Origin of the sequence: Cobetia amphilecti (assembly GCF_032923285.1) — a bacterium.
Taxonomy (GTDB): Bacteria; Pseudomonadota; Gammaproteobacteria; order Pseudomonadales; family Halomonadaceae; genus Cobetia; species Cobetia amphilecti.
Genome location: NZ_CP136695.1, coordinates 1,945,336 through 1,969,182, shown reverse-complemented (window position 1 = coordinate 1,969,182; position 23,847 = coordinate 1,945,336). Strand labels below are relative to the sequence as shown.

Here is a 23,847-nt window from a genome sequence, read left to right as displayed (position 1 = left end):
CAGCACCCCACGCCAACGGATGCTCACGACCCTCAAGGGTAGCGCCGGTGCCCTGTTGTTGAGCGGGGCCTCATTGACGGCACCCCTCGCACTGGCCACCGAGGTCACGATTGCCTGTGGCCCTGGCGGAGATTCCGACATGTGCCCGGAGCTCGCCCAGCAATGGGCTGAGCAATCCGGCAATCGTGTCAATGTGATCTCCACTCCCAACGACACCACCGAGAAGCTCTCGCTGTATCAGCAGCTGCTGAGCAGCGGCTCCAGTGACATCGACGTGCTGATCGTCGACATGGCGTGGCCAGGGCTGCTCGACGATCACCTGGTCGACCTTTCCCGCTATCTGCCCGACGACGCCACCGAGGGCTTCTTCCCCGCGCTGGTCGACAACGGCACCGTAGAGGGACGTCTGGTGGCCATGCCCTGGTACACCGACGCAGGCGTGCTCTATTACCGCAAGGACCTGCTGGAAAAATACGACCAGCAGGTGCCGGAGACCTGGCAGCAACTCACCGAGACGGCGCGCACGATCCAGGCGGCGGAACGTGACGCCGGCAATGCCGATTTCTGGGGATACAGCTTCCAGGGGCGCGCCTACGAGGGGCTGACCTGCAACGCACTGGAGTGGGTCGCAAGCCAGGGCGGCGGCACCCTGGTGGATGATGCCGGTGAGGTCACCATCGACAACTCGCGCGCCGCCGAGGCACTCGATCTTGCCGCCTCCTGGATCGGCAGCATCGCTCCGGAAGGTGCGCTGAATCATACCGAGGAGGAGTCACGTGGGTTGTTCCAGTCGGGCAATGCGCTGTTCCTGCGCAACTGGCCCTATGTCTGGAAGCTCAGCCAGGCCGAGGGCAGTCCGGTGGCAGGCAAGGTCGGCATGGCCCCCCTCCCGCATGGCCCGCAGGGCGAGTCACGCGCAACCCTGGGCGGTTGGAATCTTGCGGTATCACGCTACTCGGAGCACCCACAGGCCGCAGCGGAGCTGGTCGCCTACATCACCGCCGCCCCGCAGCAAAAGGCCCATGCCATGAAGATGGGGCGCAACCCCACCATCGAACACCTCTATCAGGATGACGAGGTGCTGGCGAGCAACCCCTCGATGGGGGAGCTCTATGAAGCGCTCAGAACCGGCGTCGCGCGCCCGGCCTCGGTGACGGGCGATGCCTACGCTCGCGTCTCCAATGCCTTCTTCAACCGCACCCATCAGGTGCTGTCGGGCGAGGAGACCGGTGCTCAGGCGGTGGAAGCGCTCGGGAGAGAACTCACCCGCATCGGACGCCGCGGCTGGTAACGCCAACGGCCTCACCCCGCCAGGCCTTGCGCCTGCAGACTGATGACGCCCGGAAGGTCTCGCGCAGAGACGCGGGGCCTTTCCGGCGCTCTAGCATGCCCGTGACCCCTGCCGCCTCGACAACAAGGATCGTGCAATGACATCTACCCAACTCCATCGCCATGCCGCACACGACTGGTGGCGCGGCGCAACGCTCTATCAGATCTATCCGCGCAGCTTCATGGACGCCAATGGCGATGGTGTCGGCGATATTGCCGGCATCATCCAACGTCTGGACTACCTCGCGACCCTGGGGGTGGACGCCATCTGGGTCTCCCCCATCTTCACCTCGCCCATGCAGGACTTCGGCTATGACGTCTCGGACTACCGTGACATCGATCCCCTGTTCGGCACTCTGGAGGACTTCTCGCGGCTCGTCGCCCGCGCACATGAGCTCGGGCTGGGCGTCATCATTGATCAGGTGCTGTCACACAGCTCCGATCAGCATGCGTGGTTCCGGGAAAGTCGCCAATCCTGGGACAATGCCAAGGCTGACTGGTATGTCTGGGCGGACCCGCGCCCGGACGGCGGTGCGCCCAACAACTGGTTAGCCGCCTTCGGTGGCCCGGCCTGGACCTTCGATTCACGGCGCTGCCAGTATTATCTGCACAACTTTCTCGCCAGCCAGCCGGACCTGAACTTTCATCATCCGGAGGTGCGTCAGGCACAGCTCGACAATCTGCGCTTCTGGCTGGAGCTGGGCGTCGACGGGTTCCGCTTCGACACCGCCAACTTCTATTTCCATGACCAGGCGCTGACGGACAATCCGCCGTCCTCGGACGACTACCGTAGCCGTGGGCATCCCCGCAGCTATCAACTGCTGAAACACAATGCGGATCAGCCAGAGAATCTCGACTATCTGGAAGAGATTCGTGCCCTGCTGGAGGAATACCCCGGCGCCACCAGCGTCGGCGAGGTTGGAGGCAGCGACCCGCTTCCCGCCATGGCAGCCTACACCGCGGGCCAGCACCGCCTGCATATGGCCTACACCTTCGACCTGCTCAACAGCACGGGCGATGCCGTGGACTTGCACGCCGTTCTGGCACGCTTTGCCGAGCATGGCGAAGACGCCTGGCCGTGCTGGGCATTGTCCAATCATGATGTTCCGCGCAGTGCCAGCCGCTGGGGGAGCGCACGCGCCTTGCTGGCTCTGACGGTACTCTGCTCATTGCGGGGCAGCCTCTGCCTCTATCAGGGCGAAGAGCTTGGATTCGAGGAAGCGGAGCTGAGCTACGCCGAGCTGCAGGACCCCTTCGGAATCGCGCTATGGCCCGAGGTCAAGGGACGCGATGGCTGTCGCACGCCCATGGTGTGGGAGCCTCAACGCAATGGTGGTTTCTGCGCCGACTCTCTGTCGCCCTGGCTTCCCGTCCATGCCCCTCATCAGTCACAGGCGGTCTCGCTGCAACAAGAGGCGCCCGAGAGCCTGCTGAATCGCGTTCGCAAGCTGCTGGAACTGCGACGTGAGAATGCGACGCTGAAGACGGGGCAACAGACACTCATCTCTCCTTCCGTGCTGCCGAAGGGAGTCTTTGGCGTGATACGCCACACCCCTCACCAGCAGATGGTGTGCCTGGCCAATCTGGAACACGAGACAGATCACGACCCGGAACACGACAACGCCCCCGTCATGCTCGACCTGCCTGCCCTGCTGGGCTCGCGAATGCCTCATGACCAGCATCATGACCCGATAGAGGTCGTCTCGTTGCCCGGCATGGCAACGCCCTCGCTTGAAGCAGGCCAATTGAGCCTGGCGCCGGGGATGGCAGCCTGGCTGGTCGTGCCAGCCGATACCTCACAAGAGCAGGACCGCTAGCAGGCGTTGCCCGGCTGGACGCCTTGTGCGCAGTTGACCGCTCGTTCGACCAACTCCCTCACTTTCTGGGCATTTCTGGTACGTGGCGATATGCTATCTCTGCACTTAATCGTTCAAGCTTTTCACCTTCAGGAACCCGACGCCTGTGTCATCACCTCGCCGCATCACTCTCAAGGAGCTAGCCGCTCAACTCGGCGTCTCCACCGCCAGCGTCTCCAACGCCTTCAACCGCCCCGACCAGCTCTCGCCAGCATTGCGCGAGCGGGTGCTCAAGGAGGCCAGACGCCTTGGCTACCGTGGCCCGGATGCCAAGGCGCGCAGTCTGCGCACGGGGCGTTCACGGATCATCGCCGTGGTACTCGCGGAGACGCTGACCTACAGCCTCAAGGATGCCGTCGCCAGCGAACTGCTGTCGGGCATCGCGGAAGTGCTGGATGCTCACGGCCATACCCTACTGCTGCTTTCAGGCCGCCAGAATGCCTCCCAGGCGCCCGGATCTTCCAGCATTGCCGATGGCTTCATCGTCTACGGGCTAATGGCCAGCATGGCGCTGGTGGACGAACTGCAGAGCGCGGGTCACAAGCCTATCGTGGCGGTCGACTTCGATCTGGGCGATCACCCCGCCATCCATGTGGATGATGAGCCCGCCTGCTACGCCATTGCGCAACATGCCTTGCAGACACCCGCCAGTCGTATCGGCATCGTCAACCTGCGCCTGACCGACACGCCCTGCAATGGCCCCATCACCGATGCCCACGCGCTGCTTCCGACGGGTCAGACAATCACCCGCTCACGTCTGGCAGGTTTTCATCGCGCCCTGACTGAGCGAGAGGTGGCTTTGGAAGACGTCGCGATGTGGAACATCGAGGAAAACACCTATGAGGTCTGCGCGCCGGTGCTGGCAGAGATACTCGACCTGCCGGCCAGCAAACGGCCAGACCTCCTGCTGTGCATGTCCGACCGTATCGCGTTGACCGCCGTGACCCTGGCCGAACAACGCGGCATCCGGATTCCCGAAGACCTGCGTATCACCGGCTTTGATGGTATCGAGGAAGGGCAATATCGCTCACCACGCCTGACCACGGTCCAGCAGGACAGTACCGAGAAAGGCCGCCTTGCCGCGCGAATGATTCTGGGACTGGAACCCGCCTCGCCTCGCCTGCTCACGACTCGGCTGATCCAAGGCGAGACCTGTCCGTAATTTTAATATAATATCTAGTGAAAAAATCTATCACTAGATATACTCTTATATCAAAAATTAAAACCAATATACAGCATAAAAATTTAAAAATAGAGCAAATACTCTTATCAGGTAACTTAATCAATATTTACCAACTTAAGAGAATTTCATTTAGTTCACGCCGTAGTTTATTGGATACTAGGCCATGCTATCCCTTAGCTATTCCCAATACCAATAAATAGAAACTCCTTACAAACTAAAAAACATAAACCAACACAACATAATTAGAATGCTCAACCTAAGCACACTTGGAATAAGATAATCGTTAAATGCGCACCTAAAGTAGATGGGTGAAATCGATTGTGTGTAATTGAAGCGCGGACTATCAAGAGCAGATAGTTCCATAATGCCAACCTACCTACGGTTTTCTACGTCCGTTACAGCATCGACAAAATCCAATAGGCCAATGAATATTTGAAATCGTTTAGACGTAGATCGCTTGGCTCCATGCGCGCATTGAAGCAGAAGCTCACTGAAGAGAACCAAAATGCCACGACTAGTGCCCATCAAGGCCGGGAACGACCTGGTTATCATCGTCGAGGCTCACAACGGCGGAGAGACAACGTTCCGGAACCGGGTGTTATCCTTGTCCAGGCACATACTTCAAAGAGTTCGATGCCCAAAACGGCTCCCCGACAGCGTGCTCTAGCCGTTCATATCCACCAGCAAATTTTCTAAGACCTCAAGGCGGCCACATCTTACACCGTTGACAGAGAGCAAAGTGCCGGCTAGGAGAGTTCACGATACCTTGTAGGCGTTGCGCAAGGGAGCAAGCAGAGACCCCACCTCTTAGGTGCTTCTTTCTCAGCAGTAATATGCGCCCACCACCATGCCCCGAGGGCGGCTTAAGAGGGGCATGACCAAAGACACTGTTGGCTCCGGCGCTACCAAGCCCGAAGACCACATCGCCTTTGGCCATTCTGCGGCCTAATAACGGGCTACGACCTGGTAGCCCAAAAATCGCATTGACGAAATGTGTAACATAAAACATCATATGTTTAGTTTTTACTAGCCGAGGGACCTGTGATAGATAAAAAGCGCAAAACAGCTACTCGCCCTAGCGTGGCCGACTTCTTGGCTGAGGCCATTTTCTCTGGCCGTTATCACCCTGGTGACTTCGTGCCCAAGGAGGTAGACCTCTGCGAGCAGTTTGTAATCAACCGCTCAGCTGTGCGCAGCGACCTGCGACAGCTGGTGGATGCAGGCGTCATCGAACGCATCTCAGGCCATGGCTCTAAGGTACGCGAATACGCCGAATGGAATATCCTCGATACCCAAGTCACCGATTGGATGACCCGGTACGCTGCCCCCAACCCGGGCATCCAGCGCGAAATTCTATCGTTTCGTCTCGACGTCGAGCCCTATGTGGCACTAACCGCAGCCAAGCGCGCCACAGCCCGAGACCTGGTCGCTATGGAGGAGGCTTTCGAGGGCATGGGACAAAACCTGCACGGCCAGGGTGGCAGGCTGCATAGTGACTTCGACGTCGCCTTCCATGTTGCCATCTTCAAAGCAACCCACAACATCGTTTGGGCACAGCTCTCGCACATCCTCAGACCCTCGATCTACATGTTGGTGGCAGAATCCAACACCAGCGCCAGCGATCCCGAAGCAAGTCTAGAACGACACCGTCAGCTAATGGAGAGCATTCGTGCCCGCCAGCCCCGCGAAGCTTTCCTCGCTGCTCAAGCTGTGCTTGCTGGAACCGCCGAAGCACTGGGCATTGAGCCTGGGGACAGCGCCCTAGGTCGTCAGCTCGACCTAGTCTGAGCCCTGGACTTGTCCTCAACATAAGTACGCGGCCGGCGCCTTTGTGCCGGCCGCGTGCTTTTGCCGTTAGTGTTTACTCAGTGATTGTCCCGCGGGGGACTGGTCCGGGCAACATCGCGATACTTGGTTGCAGGTGCTAAGGTCATGCCCTGGTCCAGTGGCCTGACCATCCCACGCTGAATCTCCTGCCAAGGTGTCTGATGGTCGGGGTAACGATAGCCACCCTCGGCCTCCAGACACTCGCGGCGCACTGCCAGCTCGGCGTCATCGACTTTCAACATTACCTCGCTACGACCAAGATCGACCCGTACCCAGTCACCGCTCTTGAGCAGCGCAAGTGCCCCACCGGTAGCAGCCTCTGGCGAACCATTGAGGATGGACGGCGAGCCGGATGTGCCCGACTGACGCCCATCCCCCAAGCATGGCAACGAGTCAATGCCAGCGCGAATGAGCGCCTCAGGTGGCTGCATATTAACCACCTCGGCACCACCAGGATGCCCGACAGGGCCGGCGCCCCGCATCACTAGGATGGTACGCCCGTCAATACCAAGCGACGGGTCATCAATGCGTGCGTGATAGTCCTCAGAACCGTCAAACACGACCACCTTACCTTCGAATGCGTTTGGGTCATCCGGGTCGCTGAGGAAGCGCTGGCGGAAGTCAGCGGCAATTACGCTGGTTTTCATCAACGCCGAGTCGAAAAGATTGCCTTTCAGGTTGAGGAACCCCGCGTGTTCTACCAGCGGATTTCCATAGCGTCGAATCACATCTTCATCAGCAGTCTCACAACCGGCAATATTGTCTGCTAGGGATAAGCCATTGACAGTTATCACCTCGCCGTGAAGTCGTCCCGCCGATAGCAGTTCATTCATCACCGCCGGGACACCGCCGGCACGATAAAACTCCTCGCTGAGATAGGCTCCAGCAGGCATAACGTTAGCTAGCAGCGGTACTTCATGGCCCAAACGCTGCCAGTCGTCATTGTCGAGTTCGACTCCAGCGTGGCGAGCGATGGCGTTGATGTGGATCGGCGCGTTGGATGATCCCCCTAGCGCCGAGCAGGTAACGACGGCATTTTCGAACGCATCACGGGTCAGAATGTCGCTCGGCCGCAAATCTTCCCAGACCATGTCGACGATGCGTTCACCAGTCTCGTAGGCAACCGCCCCTCGCTCCTTATAGGGCCCGGGGATCATCGCTGAACCGGGCAGGCTCATGCCTAGTGACTCGGCCAGCGAGTTCATCGTCGAGGCGGTGCCCATGGTATTGCAGTGGCCCACTGAGGGCGCCGAATCGGCTATCCGCGAAAGGAACTCCGGGTAGTCGATATCCCCAGCGGCCAGTCGCTTGCGCATCTCCCACACCACAGTTCCAGAGCCGACTCGTTCACGGCCTCGCCAACCGTTGAGCATCGGCCCGCCCGACAGCACTATGGCAGGGATATTAACAGTTGCCGCGGCCATCAGGCTGGCCGGAGTGGTCTTATCGCAGCCGGTGGTCAGTACTACACCGTCCAGCGGATAACCGTGCAACACCTCGACTAGCCCTAGATAGGCCAAGTTACGATCCAACGCCGCGGTAGGCCGGCGCACATTTTCATGAATCGGATGCAATGGGAACTCGAAGGGGACCCCACCAGCAGCGCGGACACCATCCTTGACTCGTTTCACCAACTCAATGTGGTGCCGGTTACAGGGCGCCAGATCAGAGCCCGATTGGCAGATGCCAATGATCGGCCGGCCACTGGTCAACTCCTCTAGAGTGACGCCCTGGTTCATGTAACGCTCTAAGCACAGGGCAGTGGTGCCTGGATTATCCGGGTTGTCGAACCAATAGCGCGAGCGCAGCCGATCCTTGGTCATAAGTTGTTTAGTCATAGAAATTTCCTCAGTGCGAGTGGCGCGGCACATCGGCACCCCGCGAGCCAACCAGAAAATCGAAATCGCAACCTTCATCAGCCTGCAACACGTGCTCAATGTAGAGCTGTCGATAGCCACCACTGCGGGCGATCTCTTTCGAAACTGCGGTAGGGTCGCCCTCGGCCAGACGCGCCTCAAGTTCAAGTGCGTCGACTTCCAAATGCAACCGGCCGCTGTTGCAATCGAGCTCAATCCAGTCGCCGTTGCGCACTGCAGCCAACGGCCCCCCTGCAGCCGCTTCCGGGGCCACATGCAGTACTACGGTACCGTAGGCAGTTCCACTCATCCGGGCATCGGAGATGCGCACCATATCGGTTATGCCCTGCTCCAGCAGCTTGGAGGGTAAGCCCATGTTGCCGACCTCAGCCATGCCGTGATAGCCACGTGGCCCACAGTTTTTCATCACCAATATACTATCGGCATCTACATCTAGGTCCGTGTCGTTGATACGCGCCTTGTAGTCGTCGAAATTCTCAAACACTACCGCGCGACCACGATGCTGCATCAGCTCGGGGGTTGCCGCCGAAGGCTTGAGTACCGCGCCGCCAGGTGCCAAGTTCCCGCGGAGCACGCACATGCCACCATCCTCCCGCAACGGATTGTCGAGAGGACGAATCACCTCATCGTTGTACAGCGGGGCGTCGCAGACGTTCTCCCACAGGGTCTTGCCATTGACGGTCAACGCGTCCTTATGGGGTAGAAGATCGGCTTCGCCGAGACGCTTGAGCACCGCAGGAAGGCCACCAGCATAGTAAAACTCCTCCATCAGGTAGCGGCCGGAAGGCTGTAGATCGACAATGGTCGGCGTACCTCGGCCAACTCGTGACCAGTCGTCCATTCCCAGCTCGACGCCTATGCGCCCAGCGATAGCCTTCAAGTGAATTACAGCATTGGTGGAGCCGCCTATAGCCGCATTGGTACGAATAGCGTTCTCGAAAGCATCCTTGGTCAGCACTTTTGAAAGCTTTAGATCCTCATCGACCATTTCTACAATGCGGTTTCCGGAAAGGTGCGCCAATACATAGCGACGGGAGTCAACTGCTGGAATCGCCGCGTTATGCGGTAACGAGGTGCCGAGTGATTCCGCCATACAGGCCATGGTGGAGGCAGTGCCCATGGTGTTACAGGTACCTGCTGAGCGAGACATTCCGGCCTCGGCGGCCATGAAGTCGTGTATCGATATCTTGCCTGCCTTGACCTCTTCCGAGAGCTTCCATACCACAGTACCGGAACCGATATCCTGGCCCTCGTGTTTGCCGTTGAGCATCGGCCCCCCCGTCACCACAATCGTCGGCAGGTCACAGCTGGCAGCGCCCATCAGCAACGCTGGTGTGGTCTTGTCGCAGCCCACCAGCAATACAACTGCATCCATCGGATTGCCGCGGATAGCCTCCTCGACGTCCATGCTCGCCAAGTTACGAGTGAACATCGCTGTGGGGCGAAGATTAGACTCGCCATTGGAAAATACTGGAAATTCCACCGGATAGCCCCCGGCCTCGAGTACGCCTTTCTTGACATGCTCAGCGATTTTACGGAAATGAGCGTTGCAAGGCGTCAGCTCCGACCAAGTATTACAAATTCCGATGATTGGCTTGCCCTGAAACTCGTGATCGGGAATGCCCTGATTTTTCATCCAGCTGCGGTACATAAAGCCGTTCTTGTCAGCGGTACCGAACCACTCGGCGCTGCGCAGCCGGCGCTTGTTATCTGGCATGAAAGCCTCTCCTCATTGCTTATCGCGACCTGTTCCCATGTTGAGCGTCTCATCGTGAGCGTGCCCCTCGGGCGACACGACCATGGGATGACGGTAGCTGCATGGCGCCCTGTAGTCGATACATACAAAAGTATATGTTGAACAATTGGCCCGTATGTACAACATTTGGTTGCCATAACAGCACCCCAATTAAAACGCCACAAAACAACAACAGCTTCGATGGAGAGCCTCGATGTCCCACCTTAAAATGCCAAGCTTGCTGATCACCGGCACAATGATGATGCTCGGCCTGACTCCCGCCCAAGCGGCGGAATACGAGTGGAAGTTTCAAGCCTCAGAGACCGCCGGCGAGCCCAGTTTCCAGATAAAGCAAGAGTGGGCTGATCGGATAGAGACCATGACAAAAGGCCGTGTAAGCATCGAAATGCTACCGATAAACGCTGTGGTCGGCCCTACAGAAACATTGCAGGCGGTCTCCTCCGGCATCCTTCAGGGCCACATGACTGACCCCAGCTATTTTTCAGGGCAAGACCCAGCTTTCGGCATGATCGGCAACTTGGTCGGCGCCTGGAACACACCCTATGACTTTCTAGAATTCATGAAGCAGGACGGCGCGGCACTTTATAACGAGTTGGCCTCGCCCTATGGCACTCACCTGATCAGTGCTGCGACCTTCCCCTTGGAGTCGATCCCCTCCACGGTCAAGGTTGACTCCATAAAAGCTTTTAAAGGCCTTAAGATCCGTGCTCCTCAAGGCATGGTCTACAACATCTTCGAGCGTATTGGCGCCACCCCTGTCAATCTACCGGGCTCAGAGGTCTACACAGGTCTGGAGAAAGGTGTAATAGATGCCGCCGACTCCACTGTCCTATCCAACAACGACGCCATGGGTATCCACGAGTTCGCTCCCTATCCGCTCTATCCAGGCTTTCACTCCATGCCGATGATCGCTGTGTCGATAAACAAAGATATCTGGGATGGCCTGCCTAATGACCTTCAGACCACCCTTGAAACCGCGTTTGACGCCATGGCCTACGATCTGATCGCACGACTCAAGGCCCAAGACATCGAGGCGCTAGCACGTCTTCAAAAGGACCCAGAAGTCCATCCGGTTGACCTCCCTGATTCAGAACGCAAGACCTTCCGTCAGGCAGCCGAACAGGAATGGAAGGTATGGGCCGGCAAAAATGAGATGACCCAGAAGATATTCGACGCCGCTAATAGCTTCTTGGTTGCCCGCGGCCAACTGTAAATCTAGTCAACCATCACTATTCATCCTCTATTCGAGTATCTGCCCTCAGTCCCAATCGCTGGTACCGAGGGACAGTACCGTGAGATTTCTGACCAAGCTTGCGGTTGCGGTCCTAAACCCTATTAACCAATGCCGCCAGTGGTCCGGAGCAACCATGACATCTCCTTCTTCACACAACTCTCCTAAATCGCCGATAGACGGTACTAATCTGCCAGCCAATCCATCATCTAAGCCACCGCCGGATAGTAAAACATTCGAGCGAGCACCCGATGTGGTTCGTAGCTATTTCGATCGTGGCGTGGTTCGTGTGGCTAAAGTCGTCGCCTGGCTGGTATTTATCGCCATGGCTATCAGCGTCTATGAAGTAATCATGCGTTATGGCTTTGGCGCGCCTACCTCTTGGGTCCACGAGACAGTAGTTATGCTGGTAGCAGTCAGCTTTTGTCTGGGTGGGCCGGCCACGCTGGCCTCCAACCGTCATATCCGAGTCAAGGTGCTCTACGACGCCGTCGGGCCAAGATTCCGGCTGTGGCTTGATCGCTTCAACGACTTGGTTACCTTCGCCTTCTGCATGGGTATGACCTATGCCGCTTGGTTAATGTTCTACAGCGCCTCCCACAATCCCCTTGGTGCATTGCAGCTAGAGCGGTCCGGCACTTCTTGGAACCCGCCGTTCCCAGCCTTGGTCAAGGGCATGATTCTCTCCGCAGTGGCGATCATGTGCATCCAGGCGCTGATCCACTTAATCCAGTCGATCAGAGGCGAGCCCGCCCCCGACGCCCCCGAAGGAGGAGCTGACTAATGAGCATCGCAGATGGGACTTTGCTGTTGGTCGGCGCCATTTTCGCGCTACTGGTCACAGGCCTACCGTTAGCCTTTATCACCGGCCTAGTGGCTCTGGCTTTTACCTTTGGTTGGTTCGGCCCTAACGCCCTGCCGCTGGTTACCAGCCGGGTATATGGGTTCGTCACCGAGTACTCCTTGGTGGCGGTACCGATGTTTGTGTTGATGGCTTCGCTACTCGATCGATCTGGCATCGCCAAAGACTTGTTCAACGCCATGCGGGTATTTGCTGGTCGCCTGCCCGGAGGGGTCGCCGTCCAGACCGTGGTAGTTGCATTCTTTCTAGCCGCACTATCCGGCATCATCGGCGGCGAAATCGTGCTACTGGGTATTCTGGCGTTGCCGCAGATGCTCAGGCTTGGCTACGACAAGCACTTATCGATCGGCGTGGTCTGTGCAGGAGGAGCACTCGGGACCATGATGCCGCCATCAATCGTACTAATTATCTACGGCTTGATCGCCAGCGTTTCTATTGCCGATTTATTCACTGCAGCGATCACTCCGGCAGTGATTCTAATGCTGTCCTATATCGGGTATGTGCTGGTGCGCTGCCTCCGCAATCCCACCATGGGGCCGCCTATGCGTGAGGAAGACCGCAACGCCGGCTTTGCCTCTAGAGGAGCTGCACTGCGCTCGATTCTCGTGCCCGCGTTAATCGCCTTTATGGTGCTGGGTTCAATCTACGGGGGCGTGGCCTCAGTCACTGAGGCAGCGGCCATGGGCGTATTCGGCGTACTGCTGGCAGTAATCGCCCGGGGGGAGTTCTCATTTTCCATGATGCATAGAAGTTTGTCCCAGACCCTGGTGACATGCGGCATGATCATCTGGATCGGTATCGGTGCCGCCGCCTTGGTGGGGGTCTATAACCTAATGGGAGGAAACCGCTTTATCTCCGGCATGATCATGGATCTTGACGTATCACCCATCGTGATCATTCTCGTGATGATGGCGATCCTAATAGTGCTTGGAATGTTCCTCGACTGGATTGGAGTGGCAATGCTGACCCTGCCCATTTTCGTGCCGATCATTGTACAGCTGGGCTACAGCCCAATCTGGTTCGGCATTCTATTCGCGGTGAACATGCAAGTTTCCTTCCTATCGCCACCTTTCGGCCCTGCAGCTTTCTATTTAAAGGGCGTGGCGCCACCGAACATAAGTCTCAAGGATATTTTCGTCGCGGTGCTCCCCTTCATCGGCTTGCAGCTATGTGTGCTCGCTGCACTATTAGTGTGGCCCGAGATGGCAATGTGGCTGGTGCAGTGATTCATACCTCTCTCTTCAACTGCAAGACAATCTACTTATAACGCGACTCAATTCTTTGACTGCAAATCTAGCCAGAGGCGTATTAAAACGCCTATGGCTAACTGTAATCCGGAACAGGTTAGTAACCACACGCAAGGACATCGCTATGCAACACGACACACCCATGCCTTTTCGTATCATTCAGTGCCGCCACCAAGGCAGTATCAAGGCCGCCTTGGTTGAAAATGTGGATCGTGTACGACTAGCCGACGCTGACACCTACACTTTGGCACGCCGTGCCTTAGCCACGGGCAAGAGCCTGGCGATTACAGTAATGGAAAGCCTCAGTAGCGAGTGCCTCGATTACGCCAGTTTAGTCGAAAAGGAACTTTTACTTCCGCCTTTGACCCATCCGGATGCCGCACGCTGTTTGGTCAGCGGCACCGGTCTGACTCACCTTGGCAGTGCCGATACCCGTAGCGCTATGCACGCAGCATCATTTGAGACCAATGACCAACAACTAACCGACTCCATGCGCATGTTCAAGCTCGGCGTCGAGTGTGGCAAGCCCTTCAAGGGTCAAGTTGGCGCCCAACCCGAGTGGTTCTACAAGGGTGATGGTAATTGTGTGGTGGCCCCTGAGACTCCCCTGCCCTGGCCATCCTTCGCTGAAGACGCCGGTGAAGAGCCTGAACTAGCTGGACTATACCTCATTGACGATCATGGCTGTCCCCATCGGCTCGGCTTTGCCATCGGCAACGAGTTTTCAGATCACACCATCGAACGCTACAACTATTTGTGGTTGGCACACTCGAAGCTTCGCGCCTGTAGTTTTGGCCCTGAACTACTGATCGGCGAACTCCCACATCAACTGGAGGGCATCTCGCGTATCACCAAAGATGGCGAGACCTTGTGGGAGAGGCCGTTCTTGACCGGAGAGGCCAACATGGCGCACAGCATCGCCAACTTGGAGCACCACCACTTCAAATATCCTGGTTTCCGCCGACCCGGCGATATCCATATCCATTTCTTGGGTACCGCGACTTTAAGCTTCGCCGACGGTGTCAGAGTTAATCCAGGCGAGCGATATGAGATCGAGTTACCGGCTTTCGGGCGTCCGTTACGTAATCCACTTGCTCAGCCAAACAAAGCCGATGATCAAGTCAGCGTCACGCCAATGTAACCGACTGAAAAAACGCTTCGACCATCCTTAAAATTTACTGTGTATATATTGAATAGTTGTCGAGCCACCGTCGATATAGACAACTAATCATCCCTGCAAACGAAATGGATCTCACATGACTCTAGAAGGCAAGCAACTCATTGGCCAACAGGCCGTACTCAGCAATGGCAATGCCATCCACGCAGTGGACCCCGCTACCGGCGAAACCCTCGAACCCGGCTATAAGGCAGGCTCGAGAGCGGAGGTCGAGCGTGCCTGTGAACTGGCCTGGACAGCCTTTGATACCTACCGCGAGACTGGCCTCGAAGTCCGTGCGTGCTTTCTCGAAACCATCGCTGAGGAGATCGAGTCAATCGGGGATGATCTTATCGTGCGTGCCATGACTGAGTCCGGGCTGCCCCGTGGCCGACTCGAGGGTGAACGGGGCCGTACATGCGGTCAGCTACGCCTCTTCGCACAGGTCGTACGCAATGGCGAGTGGCTCGATGTACGCCTTGACCCTGCGTTACCTGAGCGTCAGCCAATGCCGCGGGTCGACCTGCGCCAGCGTCACATCGCGTTGGGCCCCGTCGCCGTGTTTGGTGCCTCCAACTTCCCGTTGGCGTTCTCCGTTGCCGGCGGTGACACTGCCTCGGCGCTGGCCGCAGGCTGCCCAGTCATTGTCAAAGCTCACGCTGCACATCCCGGCACCTCCGAGCTGGTCGGTCGCGCCATACAACGCGCCGTAGCCAAAAGCGAACTGCCCGAAGGCGTGTTCTCACTACTCTATGGCTCCGGACGTGAGCTCGGCCAGGCATTGGTTCGCGATCCGCGCATCAAGGCGGTGGGCTTCACCGGCTCCCGCTCGGGCGGCACCGCTCTGATGCAAACAGCCCAAGAACGCCCCGAACCGATCCCCGTCTATGCCGAGATGAGCTCAATCAATCCAGTGTTCCTATTGCCTGAAGCACTCAAGACACGCGGCAAGGAACTGGGTAATGCCTTTGTCGGCTCTTTGAACATGGGAGCCGGCCAGTTCTGCACTAACCCAGGCTTGGTCATCGCAGTAAAGGGCGAGGCACTCGATGCTTTCGTGGCCGCCGCCAGCGAGGCGGTAAAAGACTCCGCGGCCCAGACCATGCTGACCCCAGGCATTCATGATGCCTACGTGCAGGGCGTCGATGGTCTTCTGCAAAGTAGCACTGCCCGCGAAGTCGCCCGCGGCGCAACTGGCGAGAGCCAAAATGCTTGCCAGACCGGGCTGTTCTTGACCTCTGCCAAGGACTTCATGAGCGATGAGACGCTACAGGCCGAAGTGTTCGGTGCCACTTCACTGGTGGTTGAGTGCACCGACCTCGACGAGGTTAAGCACGTGGCGGAATCGCTAGAAGGCCAGCTCACCGCCACCCTGCAGATGGACGAAGACGACCTGGGCGCAGCCCGTTTGCTGCTGCCTGTGCTCGAGCGTCGCGCTGGTCGTGTGATGGCTAACGGCTGGCCAACCGGCGTCGAGGTGTGCCACGCCATGGTCCACGGTGGCCCCTATCCTGCCACCTCAGACTCGCGTACCACTTCTGTGGGCAGCGCAGCGATCTATCGCTTCCTGCGCCCAGTCTGCTACCAAGACCTGCCACAAGGCCTACTACCTGAAGCATTGCGTGACGGCAACCCCGCCGGGGTAAGTCGCTTGATCGACGGCCACCGCGAGACCTAGGTTTTGTACGAAAAGTCATTTTTGCTAATGTGACCCATGCACATCCAGCATAGGTGCGGTATGACAGGACGATACGAAATCTCGGATAGCCAATGGCAGTTGATCGAAGACATTGTCTCACCGGCTCAATCGATGGGCAGACCCAGGAAAGACGACAGACAGATGCTGAACGGCATCTTTTGGGCCCTCTGCTCTGGTGCCAAGTGGCGTGACCTCCCCGAACGTTATGGCCCTTGGAGCACTGTCTACGCCAGGTTTCGACAATGGCGTGATGACGGCACCTTTGAGGCAGTCTTGTCGCGTCTTCAACTCCAGCTTCGCGAAGATGGCCTGATGGATCTCGAGTCCTGGATGATCGACTCAACCGCCGTTCGTGCAACACGTGCCTCCGCTGGTGGAGGCAAAAAGGGGGATCTGAAGAACCCTTAGACCATGCGTTGGGCCGGAGTCGTGGGGGCATCACGACCAAAATCCATATGATCTGTGATCGTCTTGGCTGGCCCATCGCTTTCACACTATCGGGAGGTCAAGAGTCGGATACCCGATACTTCATGCCCACCCTGGAAAAAGTTCATCTACCGGGGAGTCTCGGTCGGCCACGAAAACGTTGCCGCTACATCGTGGCAGACAAGGGCTATGACAGTGATGAGCTGCGTCGTTACTGCGACCGCGTTCGTATCAAGCCGATCATCGCCCAACGAAGGATGAAGCGAAAACCCCGTCCAGGCCTTCCTCGGGGTTTCGATAAACCCATGTACCGTCAGCGAAACATCGTGGAGCGCTCTTTCAGTTGGCTGAAAGAGTTCCGTCGTATTGCGACGCGGTACGAGAAGTTGGCCCGTAGCTTTTATGCGATGGTATGCCTAGCTTGCATACGTCGCTGCCTACGAGCCGACTTTTCGTACAGAACCTAAGGTTCATGCGGTTTTAGAAAATATTACCAGAGTGAACAGGTGATACTGAACGGGACGGCATTTGCCGTCCCGTTGTTATTTTGACTCGTTAAAACCGTCAGGTAGCACAGAGCTATCTGTTAGATCAGCGACTAGATCGCGCAAATGGTTGATTATCTCCTGTGCGACAGGCGACAGCGGCTCATTACGACGAGTTATGATGCCGTAGTAATCGAGAGGTTTACCAATCACGCGCTTAAGTACCGCGTACTGACCACTTTCAAGCGGTCGTCGTAATACCGAACGTGGCAAGACCGCCAGCATGTCGGATGCTTGCAACAGTTGTAATGTCGCCTGGATCGAAGTAGTCTCGACAACATTGTTTGGCGAAGTTACGCCCTCCTCAGCCAATGCAGCTTCAAATACGCCTCGCATAGGACTACTCAAAGGATGCAGAATCCAAGGCCAGCGACTAAGTAACTCGAGGTCAGGCACTTTATCATCTAACACCAATGGATGATCATGTCGTGCGACCAACCGCAGTGGTTCATTAAGTAAGGGCTCGAAGTCGAATAGATTGTGTTGACTAACATGAGTCAGTCGACCAATTACCAAGTCAAGCCGCTTGCACTCGAGTTCAGCCAACAGCCGATCACTTGTCTGTTCTTGCAAGTCTATGGATAATCGCGGCCGTTGACGCTTAAGTCGCGCAATCGCCGCTGGCAGAATCTCAGGAGCCGCCGCAGGAATCGCGCCAATCAACAGCTGGCCATAGCCTCCTTCACGTAGATCATTAATATCACTGACAAGGCGATCAGCATCATTTATCAGTCGCCATGCATGGCGAATTACCTGTTCTCCAAGCTCGGTAGGCTGCATGGCACGCGGCAGTCGTTCGAAGATAGCGAAACCAAAATATTCCTCGAGATCACGCAACATCTTGCTCGCTGCAGGCTGGCTCAAATGCATCATACGAGCCGCCGAATGCATATTCTGACTCTGCGCCAGCGTTGTGATTAATGTCAGATGTTTAAAACGTAGCCAACCACGAAGGCTAGAAGATGACAGTTTTTCCATGATCACGGGACCCCATTACAGTGCGAAAAATCTATACTTGCAACATGCCAGCGTCATAATGACTTGAAAGGGACACTGGGTCACAAGCTCGAGTTAGCATTTACAGAGAGCTAATCATAAGCTAATGTAGTTTTTCAGCAAGCCTTATTATATCAGCATGGTAAATCTGACTATTTGACACTGAGAGCATGGTCACTCATGGAGATCTTAAGGCTCGAATGATGACGAAAAAATAACGCTCGGCCCAAGACTTAGCTAGGAGGCACCCAGCGCATTGTCGCGCCAGATTTACTCGCTGAAGGCCTCGTGTGAAACCATGAAGACAAGTAAAATATCTCGAAACATTAGGGTTCTAGACCGCGAGTTGAGCAGACATGCAGAGCTCCGATGACCGATGAAGTGTTCACGAGGACGCAGTGTGAGATCCAAGAGATGAAGCGTAAGATCGGTGGGTGGAGTAAGAGAAGAAAATATTATAAAGGCTATTACTCTCTTGACGACGGACTCTCGGAAGAATTCTTATTAATCTAGCGGTTTAAAGGGAGCCATACGAGACAGAAGTTATGTCAGATCTTTGGGTTACACAGCTGAAACTGCCCTCATTCTTTGAATAATCTGACAGCTTATCCAAGCTCGGATCGGATCATCAACATCATCAGGCCGCTTTGTACAGTGGTCAAGAGAAATACGCCTCATCCCGCCTTATTCACGAGTGCCCTGATCAGGCGGCTTGAAGTGGCTGGCCGCTGGGTTCTCGCACCAGGGGCGCTATCTACGCCGTAACGGCCCGCTGAATCATGCCCAAATGCTGCTCTTCTGTCGTATCTATATAACGTTCAGGAATTAATCACGCCGTTAAAGCAGCCGTCATCGTCGACCGTCGCTGCGGTCGCTCGATTCTTGAAGCTATGGTGGTTGCGCCGAACGTCAGCTGAGCGCGGTCAGCTTCGGCAGCCCCTTCAGCAAGGCAGGCCACTATTTATCAGCCGCATCGCCGAGGTGAACGGTGATGCGCCGAGCGTGCAGCGAGAGCGTCGCCGCCACCTTGAGCACCTGTTCACGCATCCGGCTCAGGCTCCAACCCTGCCGGGTCTGGCGCCCCAGCAAGCAGCGAAGGCCATGCAGAACCTGATAGGCGTAGAGACTCAGCAACAGGCTCACCTCATTGCGGGCCATCACGTCCTGGACGGTGGAGGCACCGCGATCGGTCGACGAGAGATGCACGTCGAGCGCCGACTTCACCTCGCCCATGTGCGCTTCGGCGCTGCCGCGCTTGCGATAGAGTGCCAGAATCTTCTCGGGCGGCCAGTCGAACTTGCCGAGGTTGGTGACCAGGAAGAAGGCATGCAGCAGCAGGTCATCGGGGCGTTCCTGAACCACCAGCACCACGCGTCGTGGCGTTGGCCAGGTACCGGCCTGGTATTCAAGGTCGTGGCACCACTCCCGAGGCTGCTCAGGGGGCCGGCCGCGTGGCCGCTTCAGGTAGGGCGCTGCCAGCGCCTGCAAGCCCTTGTGGCTGCGCAGTCGGCCCAGGTACTCGATGCTGCGCTTCTCCAGCGCCTCCAGCGTGTCATTGTCGGTGAAGCCGGCGTCGATACGCACCCGAACCTGGGCGCCGGTGCTCTCGTTAAGCCGCTTCACCAGGTGCGGGATCAGCGTTCTCGGCGGGGCCGGCGTTGCCCTCGCGCAGCAGGCCGCCGACCATGTCGCCAGTTTCGGCCAACGAGGCGACCAGCGGCGACCAGCGGCGAATAGATCCGCGTACCGTAAAGGCCATGATAAGCGGAACCGCCCTGGTGTCCATGGACCTCAATCGGCAGGCCGTCGATGTCTAGCGTCAGCTGCTTGGGACGCTCGCCGTTCTTCAGCGAGGTCAGGCGCCAGGCCACCAGCCGCAGCAGACCTTCATGCACGGCATCGATGTTGTCGTTGTGTCCAAGGCAGGTCAGCAGCCGCGACAGCGTGGCTTGGGACGGCCTATCCTGGACCAGTGGCGTCATGCCGCGCGCATCACTGCAGGCCAGCTGCCAGAGCGGATCACGGCGCAGCGTGTCGGTATCGCTGAGATCGATCCACCCCATCGCCCGCTGCAGCACCAAGGTGCGTATCTGGCTGGCCAGCGAGTGGCGAATACGCAGCGGATGGCGCGGATCGACCAGGTTATCTTCGAGCTCCTCGATCACGCCACTGCTGTCGAGGGCTTCGCGCAGCAACAATGCGCCGCTGTCGCTGGTGGTGCGGTGGCCGCTCAGCTCGACACGGACAGAGCCGTTGCATGAGGGCGTCCAGGTCGTTAGGGTTTCATCCATGGCGAGTGGTCCTCTTGAATCGTGTTCTGGCAGTAACATCCTGATTCTACAAGAGAAAACTACTCGCCATCTTCGTTTTCAGGTCGGCCTCATGAATAAGCCGGGCTCATCGGGTGTCACCTGCAAGCCCGAAATTCGCAACGACGTGGCGGCCATTTTCCTTCGTCGGCAACCACACCCCCTGCAAATGTTAACCATACGTATGTCGCAGTTACACATACGTTCCATCAGGTCATTCTCATTAAAGAACCCCGAACAACAAATACGCTTTCACATGAGGTGATATATGACGATTGGACGCCGTCAATTCCTGGCTGGGACCGCCGCACTGACCGCTGCGGCGAGCTCGCCCTCCCTATTCGCCCGCGCCGAAGCGCCCGAGCGCTATCCTAACGACTGCTGGGAGGTGCTCGACGAGCGGTTCGAACGCTACATGCTATTCAACTCACCGCTGCAGCGGATCTGGAGCGGCGGGCTGTGGCTCGAAGGTCCGGTTTGGAACGCCGTCGGTCGCTTTGCCGTGTTCAGCGACATCCCCCGCGCGCGCCAGATGCGCTGGGATGAGGCCAGTAACACGGTTAGTGTGCTGCGCCACAAGGTCGGTCACTCCAACGGCAATGCCTTCGACGACCACGGCCGGCTCATCGCCTGCGAGCACTCGCCCGCCAGGGTGGTTCGCTACGAGTGGGATGGCAGCGTGACCGTATTGGCCAACGACTGGCAGGGCAAGCGTCTCAACGCACCTAATGACTTGGTCACGCTGCCCAACGGCGGCATCATCTTCACCGATCCCGGTTACGGCGCTCACGTGGACTACGAGGGCCACAAGCGCGATCTGGAGATCGAGCCGGCTGTTTATTACGTTGACGATACCCTGGACGAGCCGCTGCGCCTGACCACAGCGCCCTACAAGCCCAACGGCATCGCTCTCAGCCCGGACCGGCGCACACTCTACGTAACCGATACCGCGCCATCGCACTATCCTGACCAGCCACCCGCCATCTTCCGATTCATGCTCGCGGAGGACGGCAAGGCCGTTTCAGACGGCGAGCGCTTGGTCGAAGGTCAGGGCGAAGGTTACGATGGTATGGCCGTGGACAAGGACGGCAATCTCTGGGTCGGAACCTCCGGCGGCGAAGGCAAGGACGGCGTCAGCATCTTCACCGCCGAGGGTGAGCGCATCGGGCGCATCCTACTGCCCGAGGTCTGTGCCAATGTCTGCTTCGCCGGCGAGGACCGCAACCGACTACTGATGACCGCTAGCCGCTCCATCTACACCATTTACACCGGTGCTCGCGGCATTTAAAGCTGCCTTACCGCCGCTGGTGATTCTTGGGAATCTGTAGGGCATCAGCGCCGGCGCTCGATTCTTCAAAACCAATTTTAACCAACTGTTCCGCCACGCGAATCGCGACCTTGAAGCCATGGCCCGTGTGGCGGAACAGCCGGTCTTACCTACCGTCAAGATGGAGACCGGCGCCTACGCCGTACTACTGACCAGCGCTGTGACACTACTGGACGTCGAAGTCTAGCTGTGCGACTCCATCCGATTGTTTACGAAAAGCCCCAGCCGGCTATGCGGAAGCTGGTAATTAAGGGTGGCATGCGGTCGATAACCATGACGCCACCCATCATATTCGACAAGGGCTATTTCGTAAGGTATATCACCGTAATATTACCGCTAATTCAGTACATTTTGCATGTAATAAATTGACAAAAAAATTACATAATCACCTTTAGCAATATATTTACGAGAGCTCCCCCGTTTTGATCAGGTAATTGCTCCAACCATCCAAGGTACGAATTCGTTATTACCGTAACCAAGAGTCTCGCTAGCGCTGAGCTGACCGGAGGCTACCGATATGATGTGTTCGAATATCTCACGACCAACGCTATCAATGCTCCCTCCCCCTTCGACGATGATACCGCAGTTGATATCCATGTCTTCACGCATGGCCTCGAACATACGAGTGTTGGTCGCAAGCTTAAGACAAGGCGCAGGCTTGAAGCCCGATACCGACCCCCGCCCGGTGGTGAAGCAGACCATATTGGCCCCCGAAGCAATCTGCCCGGTCACCGATGCTGGGTCATAACCGGGGCTATCCATGAAATTGAGTCCGCTTCTCACGAGCGGCTGGGCATATTCGATTACATCATTGAGGCTCGATGTTCCACCCTTAGCCACCGCTCCCAACGACTTCTCGAGAATCGTCGACAAGCCTCCCGCCTTGTTGCCCGGCGACGGATTATTGTTGAGCTCTGCCCCATTAATGCGAGTATAATGCTTCCACCAGGCAAGGCGCTCTAGCAACTTGACCGCCACTTCTTTGTCGATGGCACGATCAAGCAATAGATGCTCCGCCCCATAGATCTCAGGCGTCTCGCTTAAGATCACGTTCCCGCCGTGTTTCACAATAAGATCTGCAGCATGGCCAAGGGCTGGGTTAGCTGAGATACCCGAATAACCGTCAGAACCACCGCACTGCAGCGCCACGGTCAAATGATTTAGCGCCGCCGGACGCCGCACCACGGGCCCCTTCGCGCGAGCCATTTCCAGCACCTTCTCGCTGGCCAGTCGAATGCTCGCGCGAGTGCCCCCTGCCTCCTGAATATTGAAATAATAAATGTGTGATATATCTGTCAGGCCTGACTTCTCGACCAGTTTCTTGACCTGATTCGTCTCGCAGCCCAGACCGATGATTAGCACGAAAGCAAAGTTAGGATGTCGGGCGTACCCCGCTATCACTCTTTCGAGGAAGGTGAAGCCGTCGGACTCGGTGTTAATGGCACACCCTGATCCATGAGTAACCGGAACAACACCATCAAACCCCAGCGCCTCGAGATCTCCGCTGGAATTGAGTGATTCCGCCGCCATCTTGGCCACCGTCGCCGAACAATTCACCGTCGATAGGATGCCAATGTAGTTGCGTGTCCCAACCTGACCATTGTCTCGATGGTAGCCGTCGAAGGTCCGATCATTTGCCATCACCGCCGTCTTCTCGGCTGAAACGAAATTCATCAAGGAAGAGTCGCGCTCACGCATTGCCAAGTTATGCGTGTGCACGTGCTCGCCGATATCAATATCTCGACTGGCAACACCGATGACTTGACCGTATTTGATGATCTCTTCGCCGTTAGCGATCGACATCACCGCCACCTTGTGTCCTGCATCGATATTCTGCTTGGCAAGATGTTGGCTACCGTCAACAGGATAGCCTTGAGGGATAGCTCGGGTAGCAACACCTACATTATCAGCATCATCCAGCCTGACCAGCACATGTAAATTATTGATCAGTTCCATGCCAGCACCTCGAAATAGATATTGCTAGGGGGGGGAACCACCAATGCTTCCACGAGATGACACTTAAGGACAACAACCAAGAAACATACATTCGCATTCAAAAATTTCTTTAAGGTGAATTTCTCCCCATGCTGTGCCCCCCCACCCGCAGAACATCACGGCACCAGACCACCGATAACCAAAACGAATCGCTAAAACTTATTTTTGATTGGATAGATATCAAAGAGTACACATACGCTGCTAGGACGCTTGACCCTACCACGAT

17 protein-coding genes are annotated in these 23,847 nt (G+C 57.0%); 11 read left to right on the top strand and 6 right to left on the bottom strand.

The window, feature by feature from the left end:
* Window positions 1-19 precede the first annotated feature (19 nt).
* From R1T44_RS08465 to R1T44_RS08450, 4 genes are all read left to right on the top strand, one after another.
* Entirely contained in the window at window positions 20-1,291 is a 1,272-nt protein-coding gene (locus R1T44_RS08465) for an ABC transporter substrate-binding protein (RefSeq protein WP_024950908.1), read from the top strand.
* Between the two features lie 136 nt (window positions 1,292-1,427).
* A complete protein-coding gene (locus R1T44_RS08460; RefSeq protein WP_279836709.1) occupies window positions 1,428-3,146 on the top strand; it encodes an alpha-amylase family glycosyl hydrolase in 1,719 nt (572 codons plus the stop codon).
* 145 nt (window positions 3,147-3,291) lie between these two features.
* The gene (locus R1T44_RS08455) at window positions 3,292-4,347 is read left to right on the top strand and encodes a LacI family DNA-binding transcriptional regulator (protein ID WP_284727472.1); all 1,056 of its coding nucleotides are present in this window, start codon (window positions 3,292-3,294) and stop codon (window positions 4,345-4,347) included.
* A gap of 1,101 nt (window positions 4,348-5,448) precedes the next feature.
* Complete coding sequence (locus R1T44_RS08450) at window positions 5,449-6,156, top strand: FadR/GntR family transcriptional regulator (protein WP_284727471.1); 708 nt, start codon at window positions 5,449-5,451, stop codon at window positions 6,154-6,156.
* 77 nt (window positions 6,157-6,233) lie between these two features.
* Here the strand turns inward: R1T44_RS08450 and R1T44_RS08445 are convergent, their stop codons facing one another.
* Window positions 6,234-8,033, bottom strand: coding sequence for an IlvD/Edd family dehydratase (locus tag R1T44_RS08445; protein WP_317292876.1), 1,800 nt, complete (start codon window positions 8,031-8,033; stop codon window positions 6,234-6,236).
* A 10-nt stretch (window positions 8,034-8,043) separates the two neighbouring features.
* On the bottom strand, window positions 8,044-9,789 hold the full coding sequence (locus R1T44_RS08440; protein ID WP_284727469.1) for an IlvD/Edd family dehydratase: 1,746 nt from the start codon (window positions 9,787-9,789) through the stop codon (window positions 8,044-8,046).
* Between the two features lie 232 nt (window positions 9,790-10,021).
* On the opposite strand from R1T44_RS08440, the gene R1T44_RS08435 reads away from it, so the two are divergent.
* The 6 genes from R1T44_RS08435 (at window position 10,022) to R1T44_RS08410 (ending at window position 16,916) form a co-directional block, all read left to right on the top strand.
* Window positions 10,022-11,041 carry a TRAP transporter substrate-binding protein gene (locus R1T44_RS08435; RefSeq protein ID WP_284727468.1) on the top strand — a complete coding sequence of 340 codons (1,020 nt, stop codon included), beginning with the start codon at window positions 10,022-10,024 and terminating at the stop codon, window positions 11,039-11,041.
* 154 nt (window positions 11,042-11,195) lie between these two features.
* Entirely contained in the window at window positions 11,196-11,843 is a 648-nt protein-coding gene (locus tag R1T44_RS08430) for a TRAP transporter small permease subunit (RefSeq protein ID WP_284727467.1), read from the top strand.
* Window positions 11,843-13,147, top strand: coding sequence for a TRAP transporter large permease (locus tag R1T44_RS08425; RefSeq protein WP_284727466.1), 1,305 nt, complete (start codon window positions 11,843-11,845; stop codon window positions 13,145-13,147). The genes R1T44_RS08430 and R1T44_RS08425 overlap by 1 nt, the downstream gene beginning before the upstream one ends.
* Before the next feature lie 145 nt (window positions 13,148-13,292).
* Entirely contained in the window at window positions 13,293-14,309 is a 1,017-nt protein-coding gene (gene araD1, locus R1T44_RS08420) for an AraD1 family protein (RefSeq protein WP_284727465.1), read from the top strand.
* A 115-nt stretch (window positions 14,310-14,424) separates the two neighbouring features.
* Entirely contained in the window at window positions 14,425-16,002 is a 1,578-nt protein-coding gene (locus R1T44_RS08415) for an aldehyde dehydrogenase (NADP(+)) (protein WP_317292875.1), read from the top strand.
* A 60-nt stretch (window positions 16,003-16,062) separates the two neighbouring features.
* A protein-coding gene (locus tag R1T44_RS08410; protein WP_317291923.1) for an IS5 family transposase occupies window positions 16,063-16,916 on the top strand; the annotation gives its coding sequence in 2 pieces (ribosomal slippage) (window positions 16,063-16,405 and window positions 16,405-16,916; 855 coding nt in all).
* Window positions 16,917-16,991: 75 nt separating this feature from the next.
* On the opposite strand, the gene R1T44_RS08405 is transcribed toward R1T44_RS08410, so the two are convergent.
* The 3 genes from R1T44_RS08405 to R1T44_RS08395 form a co-directional block, all read right to left on the bottom strand.
* A complete protein-coding gene (locus R1T44_RS08405) occupies window positions 16,992-17,972 on the bottom strand; it encodes a LysR family transcriptional regulator (protein WP_284727689.1) in 981 nt (326 codons plus the stop codon).
* A 975-nt stretch (window positions 17,973-18,947) separates the two neighbouring features.
* A complete protein-coding gene (locus tag R1T44_RS08400) occupies window positions 18,948-19,613 on the bottom strand; it encodes a transposase (RefSeq protein WP_317292874.1) in 666 nt (221 codons plus the stop codon).
* Window positions 19,614-19,624: 11 nt separating this feature from the next.
* Window positions 19,625-20,281, bottom strand: a complete 657-nt coding sequence (locus R1T44_RS08395; protein ID WP_317292873.1) for a transposase — start codon at window positions 20,279-20,281, stop codon at window positions 19,625-19,627.
* A 286-nt stretch (window positions 20,282-20,567) separates the two neighbouring features.
* On the opposite strand from R1T44_RS08395, the gene R1T44_RS08390 reads away from it, so the two are divergent.
* Window positions 20,568-21,587 (top strand): SMP-30/gluconolactonase/LRE family protein, encoded by a 1,020-nt coding sequence (locus R1T44_RS08390; protein ID WP_107335112.1) that lies wholly within the window; start codon window positions 20,568-20,570, stop codon window positions 21,585-21,587.
* A gap of 465 nt (window positions 21,588-22,052) precedes the next feature.
* Here R1T44_RS08390 and R1T44_RS08385 read toward each other — a convergent pair whose 3' ends face one another.
* Window positions 22,053-23,582: a UxaA family hydrolase gene (locus R1T44_RS08385; protein ID WP_317292872.1), complete on the bottom strand. Its 1,530-nt coding sequence runs from the start codon at window positions 23,580-23,582 to the stop codon at window positions 22,053-22,055.
* Window positions 23,583-23,847: the final 265 nt, after the last annotated feature.